The following is a 15,707-nucleotide window of genomic DNA, read 5'->3' on the forward strand; positions in this document are numbered from 1 at the left end:
GTTTCCTTGTTCAGCGTTGAGGCGGACGGTCCACCGAGGTTGGATACGCCTCCGTCCGAGACCCGAGCAGGGCCACAATGTCGGGCATCTTCGCCTGTGCAGCTTCGTAGCCGAGACGAATGGCCTCCTTCGCTTTATGAAAGTGAGACGTCCCGACGCTCGACAAATCAGGCGCTATCAGGAGATCGGCCGGGTGGTGGACCAACAACTGCTCCTGCATGATGTCCAGCGACTGCATGATCACGTCGAGCATGGTTTCCGGTACAGACGGTCGCGTGCCGGTGGACACGTCCACGCCGATGACCAGGTCCGCCCCCAAGGCGCGCGCCGCCGCGACCGGGACGCGTTCGATGACACCCCCGTCGACGAGCACCTGGCCACCCTTGCGCAAAGGCACAAACACGCCCGGGATGGCGATACTGGCGCGCACCGCGTCAGCCAAGAGGCCGCTTCGCAGGATTACGGCACGCCGCGCGACCAGGTCCGTGGCCACGGCCGCGAACGGGCGATCCAGCTCTTCGATAGCCAAGCCCCGCGTCAGTAGTTTGACCATTTCCCACACTTTGTCGCCGCCAATCAACCCCAGCTTGGGCACCCTCAAGTCTATCCAGTGCCGCCAACGCAAGCTGGAGGCCAATCGCTCCATGAAATCGGGCCTCATGCCGGTGACGTAGAAGGCTCCCACCAGGCTGCCCATGCTCGATCCGGTGACCACATCGACCTGGATCTGGTGTTCGTCGAACGCCTTGAGCACACCGACATGGGCAAATCCCTTGGCTCCGCCGGATCCCAACGCCAAAGCGACGCGCCGCTTGCGCATCCCGAATCACCTCACCCTGCGCCAGACGGCCCACGCGGGTTCGATTCACTCCCCTCCGCCGCCGGTGGCCGCTGGGCAAACCGAGCATACAGGGCCTCGGCCACTTCGTCTGGCACGAGTCCCCCCACGTCGCCTCCCAGCGAAGCCACCTCCTTGACCAAGGACGAACTGACGTACGCATACTGGCTGTGGGAGGGCAGAAACACCGTAACCAGGGACGGATGCAGGTGCCGATTCATCTGGGCCATCCTGCGCTCGGCTTCAAAATCGGCCATTTCCCGCACCCCGCGCACAATCACGGCCGCTCCACGCAGTCTCGCGTAGTCCACCAGCAGACCTTGAAACTGATCCACCTCCACATTGGGCCACCGGCGCGCGGCGTTGCGCAGCCAGTGCACCCGCTCCCCCACTGTGAACAAAGGGCTCTTCGTCGGATTCTGCAAGACCGCGACGATCACGTGATCAAACACCGCGGCCGCTTGCTCCACCAGGTCGAGGTGGCCGTTGGTCACCGGATCAAACGAGCCCGGGTATATCGCAAGAGTCACGGCGCTCATCTCCATCCGCCGGGCATGGCGCGACTGCCATCAGCCGCGGCGAACATAAATGGTGATTTGAATATCCCCATAGCGGCGCGCCTTCCATATGGAAAACGGTCCGCTGGAGTCAGGAAGGACCTCCTCGTGTGGGTGTTCGCAGACCACCCCGCCAACCCCAGGCGCGTGCGCTGCCGCCGCTTCCAGCACGGGCAGCCATAGACGCTCGCGGTAGGGCGGATCCACGAACACCCAGTCGACAGGCCCCGTCAACCGGGTCCACGCCGACCGCCAATCCATCTTCCACACCTGCGCCGCTCCGGCAGCGCCCAAGGCCGCGACGTTACGGCGAATGGTCGCAATGCTCTGCGGATGCCGGTCCACAAAGACCGCCTGTTCCGCCCCTCGGCTCAACGCTTCCAGTCCGAGCGCGCCCGAGCCGGCAAACAGGTCAAGCACGTGTTCCTCACCGGAAAACGGCCCCAGCAGATTGAACATGGATTCCTTCACGCGGTCGGTCGTCGGTCGAGCCACCAGCCCCGGCGGGCTGAATAAGCGCCGACCGCGCCACCGTCCAGCAATGATGCGCACGCTGTATCCTCCGTCGGTTCTTTCTTTACATTATGCCACAACGCCCAATGTCCCGCCCAACCGACGGGCGGTTCCAACGACGGACGATTTTTCTTCCAGCAGATGTATAATTCAAGACATTACCGGAAATGCTGGTAATGACAACGGCGAGAGCTGTTGTTGGCAACCGTGGGAGAAGACTTAGTCCCCATAAGCTCTTCCTCCGGTTTCTCCTCTCCCAGAATAAACGCCATTGCCCAAACGAGACGGTGCAAGCAGTCTCCGCGGAGCAAAGCGGCAAAAACCCACGCGTACCCGGGCGTGGGTTTTTGTTTGCGAAGGAAAAGCTGATCGCTGGGCTTCGGTTGAGGATACAATATCCGGCAGGGCACCCGCGGCCCTCAGAGACGAGAACCGCGGACCGGGGTCGAACGCACCGCCGGCTGCTCCGCAAACAGCCGCCGGTAGTGGGCGAGCAGCTGTTCGGTCGGGCCGCTCCAGTCGAGGTTTTCCACAATCGCCCGGGTCCGCTGCAACACCGCACGGCGGCGTGGCTCATTCCACAATAATTCACGAACACCCTCAATTAAATCGTCGACATTCGCAGCATCGAAAATAAACCCGGCTTGTCCATTTTCCAACACCTCTCGGGTCGGCGGACTGTCCGCAGCCAACACGGGCAAACCGCTCGCCATGGCTTCAAACAGCACCAGCCCCAAGGTCTCCGTGGTGGATGGAAACACGAAACCGTCCGCCGAAGCGTACGCCTCGGCCAGTTCCTTACCGTGCATGTAGCCCGTGAACACGGTGTTCGTCCCGGCAAATACCCGCTCCAGTTCGGGCCTGTACGGCCCGTCGCCGACGATGGCCAGGTGGACCCGCGACTCCGCGTCCAGCACTGGGCGCAGGCGCTCAATGGCCTTTTCGCTGGCCAGTCGCCCGACATACAGAAGAATCTTGTCGCCTTCTGCCATGTTCCGGGCCAACCGACGGCGCATCGCTGCCGAGGAACGGGCCGATTGGTATAAAGCGACGTCCACCCCGCGTTCCCACAGTCCCAGATTGCGAAATCGGTGCTCTTCCAGGAGCGCCCATGTGGCCTTGGACGTGCACAGATTGATCTGGGCCTGGTTGTGCAGCAGGCGAAAATACCACCACAGGACTGGCTCGAGAAAGTCGAGATGATAATGACGCGCGTATGTCGGGACGTTGGTATGATAAGAGGCGATGAGCGGGAGACGCATGCGCTTGGCGTACCATATCCCGGCCAGCCCGACGAACGCCGGATTCACCACGTGGATGAAGTCGGGGCGGAACTGGGCCAACATCCGCCCCACCGGCCATGGCATCGGAAACTTCTTTTCCGGGTAGAGGAAAAAGCGAAACGACGGTACGGTCACCACTTGCGCCGCCGCGTATTCAGAGGGAGAACCTGCCGGTGCGAACAGCAGCACATCATGTCCTTCTTTCTCCAAATGCTGCAGGGTCGCACAAAGGCGGGTGACAATGCCGTCTGTGTTCGGCAGGAACGTCTCCGTGAACATGGCAATCCGCATGCCGTTACCTCCAGGTGGCCGTCGGCGCAATCACACTCGTGTCGACACGGTCCTGATACCGCCGAGCCGTCTCAATCAGGTCGCGAATCAACTCGTCGGACAACAAGTGGGGTTGCAGCCCCAGGTCGAGCAGGCGCGTGTGCACCGCGTTGTAATAGTGTTCCTCCTTTTCCACGCGCGGGTTGGGTAGATGCGCAATCGTCGCCTCGATGCCCATCTCGGCCGCCACCTTCTTCACCCGTTCGGCCAACTCCAGCACCGAAAATTGTTCAGTGAATTGATTGAAGACGCGAAACTCGCCGGCATCCGCCGGGTTCAGCGCCGCCAACTCGACGCACTGCAGGGTATCCCGGATGTCCAGGAATGCGCGCGTCTGCCCGCCCTTGCCGTAGACCGTCAGGTCATAGCCAATAGCCGCCTGGATACAGAAGCGATTGAGCGCGGTGCCAAACACTCCGTCGTAGTCGATCCGGTTGTACAACCGCTCGTCACGCTTGCACTCGTCGGTCCACAGTCCGTATACCACACCCTGATTGAGGTCGGTCGCCCGAATCCCCCACGATTTGCATGCGAACATAATGTTGTGGCTGTCATGCACCTTGGAAAGGTGGTAAAACGAGAACGGCTGCTTTGGATATGGAAGAACGTCTTCGCGCCCCTTATGGGAAATCCGTATGTATCCTTCTTCAATATCGATGTTCGGCGTCCCGTACTCACCCATCGTCCCCAGCTTGATCAGGTGGCAATCGGGCACGATCTCCTTGATGGCAAACAGCAGGTTCAAGGTGCCAACCACATTGTTGACCTGGGTGAACACGGCGTGTTCGCGGTCAATCATGGAATACGGCGCTGAACGCTGTTCCGCGTAGTGAACGACAGCCTCCGGCTGGAACGACTGCATGGCTCCGGCAAGCACTTCATAATCGGTCATGTCGCCGATAAACAGTTGGATCTCCTTGCCCGTGAGCTCCCGCCAAGCCGCCACGCGGTCCTCCAACGACGCGATGGGAGTGAGGGGCTGTGTCCCTAATTCCTCATCCCAGCGACGGCGAATCATGTTGTCCAGAATGGCCACCTCGTGACCTCGTTCGGAAAAGTACAGAGCGGTGGGCCATCCGCAGAACCCGTCACCGCCAGCAATCATAATCTTCATCGACGCGTCACCCCATCACCAGCATAATGCTTTATGCTTGAAGATAGATTGAAACGGTTGTCAAACCATCGTCACTCATCACCAATGTACAGGTTTTCGAGGGCCTCGGCAACCCGCAAACACACGAAGGGGCTGTCCCACAACTGCCAAGCGCACTTAGGTGCAGTTCCTATATTTATGAAAATCTACTCTCCGTCATATAAAGGGGGGCTGCCCCCTCCCCCATCTTAGGATGGGTTTTGGGACAGCCCCTTGCGGGTTCACCACGGCTGGTAATAGCTGCCGATGGATTCGCTGGCCTCGCACAGCCACTTCCAGTATGCGCGCAATCCGCGGCCGCAGACGCGGCCACAGCTGCCAAGCACTCGCCGGACTGGGCGCATGGGACATCCCCCCTTACGCCCAGCCTCCCTAAATGGGCCGCCAATTATGCGTGGTCCCCAAGGCTGCGGTTCCTGCCTGCGTGACAGGGTTGACGTTAGAGGAACGGATGGGCCGAGTGGGAAGCGGATTCATTTGGGCGAGCTGCTCTCCCATCCTCACGCTCGATCCGGACCTTACGGTGAAATTCTTCAGCATACCGGGCGGACACAGCAGAATCACGGTGGACCCGAGTTCAAACCGCCCCAATTCCCCCCCTTTGTCCAACCACAGTTCCACCGCTCCCTCGTGTACGCGGCGCCGATGTCGATTCCATGCTCCGGTGAACCAAGGCCCGTAAGGCGTGCGGATGCTCCCGACCACGGTCGCCCCCACCTTCACCATTGCCAGGCGTCCATACCTCGTCTCCAACCAACTGACCAGCCGTTCATTCTTGCTGAACAGCCCGGGCACCGCCGCCACCCCCAAGGCATTGACCGGGTACAGACGCCCAGGGATGTAGCGCCAAAACACCACCTCGCCGGACAAGGGCATGTGAATCCGGTGGTAGTCGCGAGGACTGAGATAGAGCGTGATGTAGTGCCCGCCCTCAAACACCTGTGCATCCCTCTCGCTGCCCAAGAGCGCCGACACGGTATACAAGCACCCCTTGGCCTGCAGCAGCGTGCCCTCCAGAATCCGTCCCAATGCGCTGACCGTACCGTCCACCGGCGAGATCAGGCCTTCTGTAGCCAGAGGACGGGCACCGGGGCGTAGTCCACGGGTGAAAAATTCGCAGAGACTGCTGTAGGCGGCAAGGGGGAGCTCGGCCTCGTCCGCATCAATCTGATACCAACGAACATAGTGGGGGATGAGAAGCCGGCTCAACCGCATCCGTGCAAACCGCCCGACAGCCGCGGTCAACGCGCGTTTGGGCAACAGCCGTAGCCCCCACTGTTTCCATCTATGTGATCTCAAAAAGGTCATCTGCAAACCTGGCTCCAGACAAATCATCTTCTTTCTCCACTTTCTCCACCGCGCGTGGGGAACCCCGCGCATCTTTGCAGAACCTAATTACCATCATATCAAAAGAGCCGGACCTGACGGTCCAGCTCTTTTGTTCGAACAAGGGTGATCCTAAGGCGTTTTAGAAGTTCCCCCCGCTGCGCCCCGCGAGCTGCTGCTCCGCGAGTGCCACGAGTTTGCGGGTCATGTTACCCCCGATGGCACCGGTGTCGCGGGTGGTCATCGTCCCCCAATAGCCGTCCTGCGGCGGTGTGATGCCCAATTCCGAGGCAACCTCGTACTTGAACTGCTCAAGGGCCTTGATTGCGCCTGGGACGACGGGAGTGTTCCGTTTCTGACCCAAAGCCATCTGTCTCACCCCCTTATGTAGGCCTAGTATGTCTGCCGGCGAGCGTATATATGATCCCATTTTGTTCCCTTGTCCTGAATCACCTCAGCCGGTGCGAAAATTTTGCTGTTGCTGAACCTCCCGCCGCAGCCTTTCATATTTGGGCAGGAGCCAGAAGTCGGTTGTGTCCATCAATGCCGTCGCCTCCTGCCGGGCGACATCCATGATGCGCAAGTCCTTCGTGAGATCGCCGACGCTGAACTCGGGCAGCCCGCTTTGCCGCACGCCTAAAAACTCTCCCGGGCCGCGCAGCTGCAAGTCTCGCTCAGCAATCTCAAAGCCGTCGTCGGTTTGGGTCATGGTTTGCAGCCGTTCCTGCGCTAACTCGGATGTGGCATCCGACAGCAATATGCACATACTGGGCGCCTCGCCGCGCCCCACACGGCCGCGCAGCTGGTGAAGCTGGGCGAGGCCAAATCGCTCGGCGTGATAGATGAGCATAACCGTCGCGTTGGGCACATCAATGCCCACTTCAATCACCGTCGTGCTGACCAGGATGTGAATCTCCCGCGCCAGGAAGGCGCGCATCACCCGCTCCTTTTCTTTGGCCGTCAGGCGCCCGTGCAGGAGTCCCACCTGGTATCCGGCGAATAATTCGGCAAACTCTTCCGCCAAGGCCGTGGCCGAAGCCGCGTCGGTATCCGAGTCGTCCTCCACCAAGGGCGCCACCACGTACGCCTGCCGCCCGGTTTCCAATTCTCTGCGGATGCTGCGCACGGCCTTATCGCGATCGGCTGTGCGCAGCCAGACGGTCCGCACCGGTTTGCGGCCAGCGGGCCGGCCCTGCAGGCGGGTCATATCCATATCCCCGTACACAGCCAACGCCAGCGTGCGCGGAATCGGCGTCGCCGACAGGTACAGAACGTCCGCGTCGCGCCCCTTTTCCTGCAGAGCCGCCCGCTGCGCTACACCAAAACGGTGCTGTTCATCAATCACCACGATACCCAGATTGGCGAACTGCACCTTCTCCGTCAAAAGCGCGTGCGTACCCACCAGCAGGTGCACGTCTCCAGCGGCGACCGCCGGCAGCAAAGCCCGCCTATCCCGCTCGCTGGTGCTACCTGTCAACAGCTCCACCCGCATCCCAAGCGGTTCCAGGCGCCGCCGCGCCTCCATGGCGTGCTGCTCAGCGAGAATCTCCGTGGGCGCCATGAGGACCGCCTGCGCCTGGCTCAAAAACCCACAATACGCCGCCCACAGCGCTACCCATGTCTTCCCAGATCCAACATCACCTTCCAGCAGGCGGTGCATGGGCAGGTCCTTTCGCAAATCCGTCAACACGTCTCGGCACGCCTGCAGTTGGCCGGGAGTCAACGGGCTGGGCAGACTTTTCTGAAACCGTGCCAACGCATCCTCGGGCACGGCGCGGGGCACACCGCGCCGCCCCTCCAACCGCGCTCGGCGAAACCACTGCAATTGCAGTTGAAACAAAAAAAACTCCTCAAACGCCAGCCGCCGGTGCGCCTGGCGCAGCGTCTCCTCGCCGTCCGGCGCATGCATGGCGGCCACCGCCTGGCGGTGCGAGATCAACCGATATTTTTGCATCAGTTCATGCGGCAACAACTCGTCCACTTCATCCAGATACTGATCCATGGCCTTGTGCACGAGGGATTGAATTTGGCTCGACGGGAGGTTTTTGCTCGCCCTGTAGACAGGCGTAAAGGCCGAAGCGAAGGCCGCAGCTTTGGTCCCGGACAAATCGCTGCGGCTGACGGTGAGGGTGCGGTAGCGGGCGTTGTAGCGACCGCTGAGTGTGAGCACCCGCCCGTCCACCAACTTCGACTTGACATACGGTTGATTGAACCACACGGCGGTGATGGGGTGCCGGCCATCCACGCGCATGCGCACACGCACCATGCAGCGTTTGCCCTGCCAGCGTACATCGGCCCTCCCGTCGACGACCCCGCGGGCAGTGACATGGGCCCCATCGACAAACGATTCAAAGGGCCTAACGCGAAAGTCCTCGTAGCGCACCGGAAAGTAGTGCAAGAGGTCGTGCACCGTCTCAATCCCCAACTCCTGCAGGGCTCTCTGCTTGGCACTCCCTACACCCGCGACGTGCGTGACCGGAATCGCCTGCAACATTTTGCGCCTTCCTTACTCCAACGAGAAGATATAGTCGTAAACCGGCTGCCCTCCATAGCGCATCTCGATCTCAAACCCATACAGGTGCGCTAAAGTGCGGCGCAGCTCCTCGCGCTCCGTTTCATCGACCTGGTCAGAGTAAAATACGGTCAACAGCTCCGCGTCCACGCCGTTGCCTCGCGCGGCCGCCACCATCGCCCGCACGGCGGCCACCGCCGCCGCCGCGCGGTCGGCGTGCACTTCGACCACGTCCGCCTCCGCTATGGCCATGTACTGCCCGGCTGCAATCGCGTGTCCTTGATACTGACTGTCACGCGCCGCCCGCGCCACACATCCCGACTGAACCGCGTGCAGCGACGCCTCCATGCGGGCGCGATTGGCCGTGGCGGACTCACGCGCATCAAACACAGCGGCGGCCGCAAGGCCTTGAGGGATGGAGGTGCAAGGCACTACCTCCAACCCTCCTTCCAGGACCTCTCGGGCCTGTTCCGCGGCGAGCACGATGTTTTTATTGTTCGGCAGAAACACCACCTGACGCCCGCCCGCGTTTTGCGCGGCCGCCACGATTTCCTCCGTGCTTGGATTCATGCTTTGACCGCCGTCAATGACCGTCGCCCCCAGGCTCTCGAACACGTCGCGGATGCCATCCCCGGAGGCGGCCGCCACCAACGCCGTCACAGCTCCTCGGTCCCGGTCCTCTTTCAGGATTCCGTCATGATCCGGAGTGGCCGCAACCGATGCCGATGAATCCGCCTTTGCGACCGTCTCCAGATCGCTGATGCGGTCGTGCTGTTCCGTCATGTTTTCAACCTTAATCTGCACCAGCGGACCGCAGGTTAGCGCGTCCTCCAGCACCCTTCCCGGGTGCAGAGTGTGCACATGCACCCGCACCAGGTCTTCCGCCGCCACCACCAACAAGGAATCCCCGTATTGCCCTAATCGCTCCCGTAGCTGTCCCTCCACCAACGACGCCCGAGCGCCTGCCCGCACCAAAACTTCCGTGCAATACCCGTGCTCACCCGTACGGGCGATATGGCTTCCCGCGTATTCCAACACCGGCCGCGCCACCACGGAGTGCAGTTCATCCCCCGGTGACGCCGCTGGACTCTCGTGCCCCCGGAGGTACTCTAAAAAGCCTTCGTAGATAAATACCAATCCTTGGCCGCCCGAATCCACGACTCCAGCCTGCTTCAAAACCGGCAACTGGCTCGGCGTACGCTGCAACGCCGCCTGGGCCGCCTCGTAGACCTGTTCCATCAAAACCGCCCAGGTCGGATTCTGGCGCGCCTCCCGGACCGCCACCGACGCCGCCTCCCGCGCCACCGTGAGGATGGTCCCCTCCACCGGTTTGGACACGGCCTTGTAGGCAATGTCGATTCCTTCCTGCAGCGCCTGCGCAAAAACCCGCACGTCCATACCCGTCGCACCCTGCGCTGCTTTCGAAAAGCCTCGAAACAATTGGGACAGGATGACGCCCGAATTCCCCCGCGCCCCCATCAGCAAGCCGGTTGCCAGCGCCTGGGTTGCCTCTTGCAGAGACCATTCGCTTCTCTGATCGAGCGCCGCCACGCCGGCACCCAACGACAAATCCATGTTCGTTCCCGTATCCCCATCGGGCACCGGAAAGATGTTCAAAGCGTTCACGACCTCCGCCTGCTCATGCAAGCGTTGATGCCCTCGCCGCATCAAGGCTGCGAACGCTGTTCCGGTCAAAACTTGTTGGCCCGTCATGCAAAGCCTCCTACGCCTCCGTCGCTACGCGCACACCCTGCACATAGATGTTCACCCGCGACACGTCGATGCCCACCGATTCATTCAACACGTAACGCACCTTGTCCCGCACGTTTTGAGCGACCTCATATATGTTCGTACCATAGCTGACAATGATGTACAGATTGACCTCCACTTCACCGTCGACAATCCGCACCTCCACGCCGCGGCCGGGGTTGTCCCGCCCCAGCAACTCTGTCAGACTATCCTTGACCTGTTGGCGGGAAGCCATACCTACCAAGCCGTAACAGTCCATCGCCGCGAGTCCGGCAGTCGTCGCAATGACGTCTTCGACGATGGAGATGGTTCCCAAAGGTGTCTCGACCGTCTTCGGCAATCCGGGCACCTCCTGCCTGTGCTTTGTGCCATTGTACTATATTACAAGCAGGTAATAAAAGCGGCGAACGCTTTCGGTTCCCCTTGCCGAGTATCAGCCCTTGCGCTATAATACACCCGTTATGTGTCGGCGAAGGAGGTGCGAAAAATGGCAAGGCGATGCGAAATCTGTGGAAAGCAACCGCAAACTGGTCACTCCATCAGCCACTCGCACATCCTGAACAAGCGCCGTTGGATTCCCAACATTCAGGTCGTGCGGGCCAACGTCAATGGCACGGTGAAACGTATTCGGGTCTGCACCCGGTGTCTGAAGGCAGGAAAAGTCAATCGAGCCATCTGAGGCGACTACCCGGCAGGGAAACCGGAGTTGAAGGTCCCCTCCGGAGCGTATGGCTGTCGGAATGCAAAAGGAGCACCTGTTCGGTGCCCTTTTTTGATCCGCGCGTCAACCCGCCCAGGTGGAGCGTCGGCGCCGCCGCGCTGCGGCGACGTCGCACCTCGCACCCGTCAATCCTTGGAGAAGGCCCCCAGACAAGCCTTGACGATGCCGCCTAGAAACTTTGGGAGCTTGATGGTGTAAAACTTCAACCCAATTCCCCCCTCGTTATCGGTTGCCCGCATCCGTGCTCGGGTCGAGACGTCGCCGTCTGTTCGCGCAGTGGGCCAACGCCATGTTGTTACATGTATATTCCCGCCCGGTGAAAATGTGCGGCATCATGAACTGGTGAGCACACCCCGCAGCCGCGAGATCGCTTGCGCCCGGTCCCGCTCCCCGAACACGGCCGATCCGGCGACAAACACGTTGGCCCCGGCCTCAGCGACCGCCCCAATCGTGCCGGCGTGGATGCCGCCGTCCACCTCCACGTCCACCTCGGAGCGGCCCAAATCCAGCAGCCGCCGCCGCACCCGCCGTACCTTCTCGGTCATGGCCGGGATGTACGTCTGACCGCCAAATCCAGGGTTCACCGTCATGACGAGAACCAGGTCGAGGTCCTCTGCCAGGTAGTCCAACACCTCGATGCCGGTGGCCGGATTCAGCGCCAGGCCGCACGGCAGATTGTGCTGACGAATTCTCTGCAGGGCTCGGTGCACATGCGCGGTCGCCTCCGCGTGCACCGTGATGCGGCTGGCGCCAGCCGCCGCAAACGCGTCGATATGCCGCTCCGGCTCCACGACCATCAGGTGCACATCCAACTCACAGTCAAACCGCCGGCGCAGCGCCTCGACCGCAAGCGGCCCCATCGTGATGTTGGGTACAAACCGCCCGTCCATCACATCCACGTGAATCCAATCGGCGCCGGCCCGGAGGACCTCCTCCACCTCCTCGGCCAGGCGGCCAAAGTCAGCCGAAAGAATTGAGGGGGCGATGCGGTGCTTCAATATCTGCGCGCCTCCTTCTGTTTCAGTTCTTGGTACAGGTGACAATAACTCTCGTATCGTGTCGAGGCCAGAAGGCCGGCGGCAACAGCGCGCTTGACCCCGCAGTCTTGCTCATCCACATGCAGGCAACCGCGATAGGCACAGTCACCAGCCGTAACCTGAAACTCCGGAAAGTACAGGCGCAGTTGGGCCGCCTCCACATCCAGATCCAATTGGCTGAAGCCGGGCGCGTCGGCAATGTATGTGGCATCGGAAATCCGGAACAGCTCCACGTGTCGAGTCGTGTGCCGTCCCCGCCGCAGTTTGTCGCTGATGTCGCCCATCTGCAGCCCCAGCTGGGGATCGATGGCATTGGCCAGCGACGACTTACCTGCGCCCGATGGACCCGCGAACACGGTGATATGCCCCATCAATTCGGACCAGATGGGGTCCAAGCCCTGTTTGGTGCGGGACGATACCGGGTGAACAGGGTACCCCGCCTGCCGGTACGGCACAGCCAGCGCAGCCACCGCCTCGCCTTCCATCAGGTCCGCCTTGGACAGAACAACAACCGGCCGCAGCCCCCGCGCCGCAACGGCGACCAGTGTCCGGTCCAGGAGTCCGGCCTGAAAGTCCGGGGACCGCACTGAAAACACCAGCAATGCCTGGTCCGCGTTGGCGATGGGAGGACGCACCAGTTCTGTCTCGCGCGGCAGGACCTCGGTGATCACCCCTTCACCCGCACCGGTTTCGTTCAAGCGCACCCGGTCCCCCACCAGGAGGTTCACGCCGCGCTTGCGGAAGACACCTCGTGCCCGGCACCGCCAGCTCCCGCCGTTCCCCACGACGTCAAAAAACCCACCCCGGCCCCTAACCACTATCCCGTCCGGCATCCTTACCCTCCTTTGACCAGTTGTCTCGACAGCCCAGACTTCAATCGTTGTATTTGACCCGCTGCTTTTTCACCAGTTTGCCGTCCACGTACACGTCTATTTCGCCGTCCTTGTGAGGAGCGAGGTATAAAACCACAGGGTAATTCTTGCTCCCCTGGACGGTCTCATCCACCACCTGCTGGTCCTTGCCGGTGGCGTCGGACTTGACAATCACCACATGGGTTCCGCTCGTAGCCCCGTCGACCGAGACGGTCACGTCGTGTTCCTGTGTGCCAGGTGGGACGTTGGCCGCCGCTCCGGCTGCTCCATTCCCGCCAGAAATAGTCGAATTCGCCTGATCTCCTGTCCCGTCGGTGGTGTTGTCCGATCCGTTGTCGGCAATGTACAAATCGATTGCCGTCCCCGGCTTCACCGTGTCGCCCGGACGATTGGGTGCCGTATTGACGACCGTCCCGTCAGCCACTCCTGGTTGCGGCTGGGGAATGATCTGGCCCACCACCAGCTTCGCGTCGACCAGCATCTTACTGGCCTCGTCCAGGGGTTTTCCAATCACGCTCGGCACCGTCGTCTCCGTCTGGCCGCGGCTCACGGCGAGCACCACCTGGTGGTCCGTGGACACCAGGTGGTTGGCGGGTGGATTGGTGGACACCACCTCTCCGGCCGGCACCTCGTCGCTCGCCACCTGCTTGGTCTTGAGATGGCTCCGGGAAAAGCCGAGATTCACCAGTTGCTGCAGCGCCTGATCGACCGTTACGCCGGACAGGTCCGGCATGTTCACCTTCGGCGCTCCGGCGGAGATATACAAGGTCACTGCCCGATCCTGCTTGACCTCCGTGTCGCCGGCTGGGTTCTGTTCCACCACCGTCCCTTTCGGCGACTTTGACGAGGTCTGCTTCTGCTCATGAATCTGCCCCCGCCGAAATCCCGCCTGCTCCAACATCTGGATGGCCTCCGCTTCCGGCTTGCCGACCACGTTCGGCAACTTGACGTTCGGCACCTCCAACAGGCGCATCACGATGAAATAGGCCGCCACCACACCCGCAGCCACGAGGACAGTGGCCAGTGACACCCACAGACTGACGCGCAACCAGCGGCGGCCTCCGCGCCGCTGCTCGTCCTCTCCCGCAGCCTGTAAAGCAGAGGCTTCCATCCGCCCCCGCTTCATTCCCGCCGGTCGAACCAGCCCGCCGGCGTCATCGGTAATGGCCGGGATGGCAATCGTCGCTTCCGGCACCGCTTGAGGAGGGTGAAACTTGGGCGCATCCGGGTGGCGCAGCGCCTGCTCCAAGTCTTCCTTCAGAGCCCGCATGTCCGGATAACGCTCGTCCGCCGACTTCACCATGCAGCGCAGGACGATGTTTTCCAGGCTTTGCGGAATTTCAGGGTTGATCTGACGCGGTTCGACAAATTGATCGCGCAAGTGCTTGAGCGCCACACTGACCGCCGAGTCCCCCTGAAATGGCAGGCGACCGGTCAACATCTCGTACATCACGACACCGAGCGAATAGATGTCGCTCTTGACATCCGCCAAACCACCGCGCGCTTGCTCCGGCGAAAGGTAATGGACGGAGCCCAGCACCGGTGCCGAGTGGTCGTAGGTTAGCGTGTTGCCCCCCAAGGCGCGGGCAATCCCGAAATCAGTCACCTTGACCTGGCCCGCCTTGGTCAGCAGGATATTGTGAGGCTTGATGTCGCGGTGTACGATATGATGACTGTGAGCGTGCTGCAACGCATCGCAGATCTGGCGGGTGATGGACACCGTCTGTTCCGGCGAGAGCGCCCCCCGCTCCCGAATCAGGTCCTTGAGCGTGGGGCCGTTGACGTATTCCATGACGATGTAATACTCACCATCGGTCATCCCCACGTCGTATATATTTACAATATTAGGATGGGATAATCGAGCCGCCGATTGGGCTTCTTGCCGAAAACGGCTGATGAACTCCTCGTCCTCCATGTACTGAGGGCGAAGCATCTTGATGGCAACCGTGCGCCCAAGCAACGTATCCAGCGCCCGATAGACCACGGCCATACCGCCGCCGCCGACTTGTTCCTGCAGTTCATAACGGCCTCCCAGCCGACGGCTCATCGTCCGCCCTCCTCTCGGTTGACCACGATGACAACGGAGACGTTGTCGGGTGCGCCGGCGACGAGCGCCCGCTCAATGAGCGCGTCCGCCACCAGTTCCACCTCGCGGTTGGAGTGCGCGTCCGCCAAGCGGGTCAGATATTCGGTCAGTTCCTCTTCAGCCACAAGGTTGGACAGGCCATCCGAGCACAACAGGAACAGGTCGCCCTGCTGCCACTGGGCGACGTTGATGTCCGGCAGGCTGATGCTGGCCGTGCCGAGCGATTTGGTGACCACATTCTTCTGAGGATGATGCACCGCTTCCTCAGGGGTGATTTGTCCCCGCCTCACCAGTTCCGCGACCAACGAATGGTCACGCGTCACCTGGCGTAACCCGTCGGCCTGGAGCAGATAAGCCCGGCTGTCGCCCACGTGGGCAAAAAACACCCGCGTGTTGTCGTACAGGGCGGCCACAAAGGTTGTGCCCATGCCGTGATATTCGGCACGGCTTTGTGACGCCTCCCACACTTTCTGATTGGCTTCGGCCACCGCCTCTTGCAACAGGTCAATCGGATCCACGTCCTCGTCGCCCAGTCCGCTGCGAATGTACTGGGCGGCCGTGTCCACCGCCAACCGGCTGGCCACCTCGCCGGCCGAGGCGCCGCCCATGCCGTCGGCGACGACGACCAACTGCATCGGTTGCCAATCGGTGAACCCTGCGCACACATCTTCATTCGTCTGGCGAACAAGACCTACATGCGTCCTGACTGCATACAGCACCTGCATTCCTC

General features: G+C 61.5%; 17 protein-coding genes. 1 reads left to right on the forward strand and 16 read right to left on the reverse strand.

The annotated features are described in order from the left end of the window. Positions 1-10: 10 nt before the first annotated feature. The 11 genes from ASH01S_RS00790 to ASH01S_RS00835 form a co-directional block, all read right to left on the reverse strand. Complete coding sequence (locus ASH01S_RS00790; RefSeq protein WP_083516701.1) at positions 11-820, reverse strand: patatin-like phospholipase family protein; 810 nt, start codon at positions 818-820, stop codon at positions 11-13. Positions 821-831: 11 nt separating this feature from the next. Further along, positions 832-1,377 (reverse strand): pantetheine-phosphate adenylyltransferase, encoded by a 546-nt coding sequence (gene coaD / locus ASH01S_RS00795; RefSeq protein ID WP_245628876.1) that lies wholly within the window; start codon positions 1,375-1,377, stop codon positions 832-834. Positions 1,378-1,407: 30 nt separating this feature from the next. After that, positions 1,408-1,947 carry a 16S rRNA (guanine(966)-N(2))-methyltransferase RsmD gene (rsmD, locus tag ASH01S_RS00800; protein WP_067921991.1) on the reverse strand — a complete coding sequence of 180 codons (540 nt, stop codon included), beginning with the start codon at positions 1,945-1,947 and terminating at the stop codon, positions 1,408-1,410. A 380-nt stretch (positions 1,948-2,327) separates the two neighbouring features. After that, positions 2,328-3,482 (reverse strand): glycosyltransferase family 4 protein, encoded by a 1,155-nt coding sequence (locus ASH01S_RS00805; RefSeq protein WP_067921994.1) that lies wholly within the window; start codon positions 3,480-3,482, stop codon positions 2,328-2,330. Positions 3,483-3,486: 4 nt separating this feature from the next. Next, a complete protein-coding gene (locus ASH01S_RS00810) occupies positions 3,487-4,635 on the reverse strand; it encodes an NAD-dependent epimerase/dehydratase family protein (RefSeq protein ID WP_067921997.1) in 1,149 nt (382 codons plus the stop codon). A gap of 260 nt (positions 4,636-4,895) precedes the next feature. Continuing rightward, entirely contained in the window at positions 4,896-5,018 is a 123-nt protein-coding gene (locus ASH01S_RS19445) for a hypothetical protein (protein ID WP_281178170.1), read from the reverse strand. A gap of 28 nt (positions 5,019-5,046) precedes the next feature. After that, positions 5,047-5,934 carry an archaetidylserine decarboxylase gene (gene asd / locus ASH01S_RS00815; protein WP_245628877.1) on the reverse strand — a complete coding sequence of 296 codons (888 nt, stop codon included), beginning with the start codon at positions 5,932-5,934 and terminating at the stop codon, positions 5,047-5,049. Between the two features lie 208 nt (positions 5,935-6,142). Continuing rightward, positions 6,143-6,370: an alpha/beta-type small acid-soluble spore protein gene (locus tag ASH01S_RS00820; RefSeq protein WP_067922003.1), complete on the reverse strand. Its 228-nt coding sequence runs from the start codon at positions 6,368-6,370 to the stop codon at positions 6,143-6,145. An 84-nt stretch (positions 6,371-6,454) separates the two neighbouring features. Beyond that, complete coding sequence (gene recG, locus ASH01S_RS00825; protein WP_067922005.1) at positions 6,455-8,494, reverse strand: ATP-dependent DNA helicase RecG; 2,040 nt, start codon at positions 8,492-8,494, stop codon at positions 6,455-6,457. A gap of 12 nt (positions 8,495-8,506) precedes the next feature. Further along, positions 8,507-10,225, reverse strand: a complete 1,719-nt coding sequence (gene fakA, locus ASH01S_RS00830) for a DAK2 domain-containing protein (RefSeq protein WP_067922007.1) — start codon at positions 10,223-10,225, stop codon at positions 8,507-8,509. A 10-nt stretch (positions 10,226-10,235) separates the two neighbouring features. Next, positions 10,236-10,601: an Asp23/Gls24 family envelope stress response protein gene (locus ASH01S_RS00835; RefSeq protein WP_067922011.1), complete on the reverse strand. Its 366-nt coding sequence runs from the start codon at positions 10,599-10,601 to the stop codon at positions 10,236-10,238. A 147-nt stretch (positions 10,602-10,748) separates the two neighbouring features. Between ASH01S_RS00835 and rpmB the strand changes: the two genes are divergently transcribed. Beyond that, on the forward strand, positions 10,749-10,940 hold the full coding sequence (rpmB, locus tag ASH01S_RS00840) for a 50S ribosomal protein L28 (protein ID WP_026961701.1): 192 nt from the start codon (positions 10,749-10,751) through the stop codon (positions 10,938-10,940). A 167-nt stretch (positions 10,941-11,107) separates the two neighbouring features. On the opposite strand, the gene spoVM is transcribed toward rpmB, so the two are convergent. From spoVM to ASH01S_RS00865, 5 genes are all read right to left on the reverse strand, one after another. Then, on the reverse strand, positions 11,108-11,188 hold the full coding sequence (gene spoVM, locus ASH01S_RS00845) for a stage V sporulation protein SpoVM (RefSeq protein WP_067922019.1): 81 nt from the start codon (positions 11,186-11,188) through the stop codon (positions 11,108-11,110). Between the two features lie 126 nt (positions 11,189-11,314). Further along, the gene (rpe, locus tag ASH01S_RS00850; protein ID WP_067922022.1) at positions 11,315-11,980 is read right to left on the reverse strand and encodes a ribulose-phosphate 3-epimerase; all 666 of its coding nucleotides are present in this window, start codon (positions 11,978-11,980) and stop codon (positions 11,315-11,317) included. Beyond that, positions 11,977-12,852, reverse strand: a complete 876-nt coding sequence (gene rsgA, locus ASH01S_RS00855; RefSeq protein WP_067922025.1) for a ribosome small subunit-dependent GTPase A — start codon at positions 12,850-12,852, stop codon at positions 11,977-11,979. The genes rpe and rsgA overlap by 4 nt, the downstream gene beginning before the upstream one ends. 40 nt (positions 12,853-12,892) lie before the next feature. Further along, the gene (pknB, locus tag ASH01S_RS00860; protein ID WP_067922028.1) at positions 12,893-14,938 is read right to left on the reverse strand and encodes a Stk1 family PASTA domain-containing Ser/Thr kinase; all 2,046 of its coding nucleotides are present in this window, start codon (positions 14,936-14,938) and stop codon (positions 12,893-12,895) included. Continuing rightward, positions 14,935-15,696: a Stp1/IreP family PP2C-type Ser/Thr phosphatase gene (locus ASH01S_RS00865; protein WP_067922030.1), complete on the reverse strand. Its 762-nt coding sequence runs from the start codon at positions 15,694-15,696 to the stop codon at positions 14,935-14,937. The genes pknB and ASH01S_RS00865 overlap by 4 nt, the downstream gene beginning before the upstream one ends. Positions 15,697-15,707: the final 11 nt, after the last annotated feature.

This window comes from Alicyclobacillus shizuokensis NBRC 103103 (assembly GCF_001552255.1).
Classification (GTDB): domain Bacteria; phylum Bacillota; class Bacilli; order Alicyclobacillales; family Alicyclobacillaceae; genus Alicyclobacillus_G; species Alicyclobacillus_G shizuokensis.

Bases quoted from the DNA above. Each gene is read 5' to 3' on its own strand.
- ASH01S_RS00805 (WP_067921994.1), bottom strand. From the start codon at position 3,482: ATGCGGATTGCCATGTTCACGGAGACGTTCCTGCCGAACACAGACGGC.
- ASH01S_RS00810 (WP_067921997.1), bottom strand. From the start codon at position 4,635: ATGAAGATTATGATTGCTGGCGGTGACGGGTTCTGCGGATGGCCCACC.
- rpmB (WP_026961701.1), top strand. From the start codon at position 10,749: ATGGCAAGGCGATGCGAAATCTGTGGAAAGCAACCGCAAACTGGTCAC.
- rsgA (WP_067922025.1), bottom strand. From the start codon at position 12,852: ATGCCGGACGGGATAGTGGTTAGGGGCCGGGGTGGGTTTTTTGACGTC.
- ASH01S_RS00790 (WP_083516701.1), bottom strand. From the start codon at position 820: ATGCGCAAGCGGCGCGTCGCTTTGGCGTTGGGATCCGGCGGAGCCAAG.
- ASH01S_RS00820 (WP_067922003.1), bottom strand. From the start codon at position 6,370: ATGGCTTTGGGTCAGAAACGGAACACTCCCGTCGTCCCAGGCGCAATC.
- pknB (WP_067922028.1), bottom strand. From the start codon at position 14,938: ATGAGCCGTCGGCTGGGAGGCCGTTATGAACTGCAGGAACAAGTCGGC.
- coaD (WP_245628876.1), bottom strand. From the start codon at position 1,377: ATGAGCGCCGTGACTCTTGCGATATACCCGGGCTCGTTTGATCCGGTG.
- ASH01S_RS19445 (WP_281178170.1), bottom strand. From the start codon at position 5,018: ATGCGCCCAGTCCGGCGAGTGCTTGGCAGCTGTGGCCGCGTCTGCGGC.
- recG (WP_067922005.1), bottom strand. From the start codon at position 8,494: ATGTTGCAGGCGATTCCGGTCACGCACGTCGCGGGTGTAGGGAGTGCC.
- fakA (WP_067922007.1), bottom strand. From the start codon at position 10,225: ATGACGGGCCAACAAGTTTTGACCGGAACAGCGTTCGCAGCCTTGATG.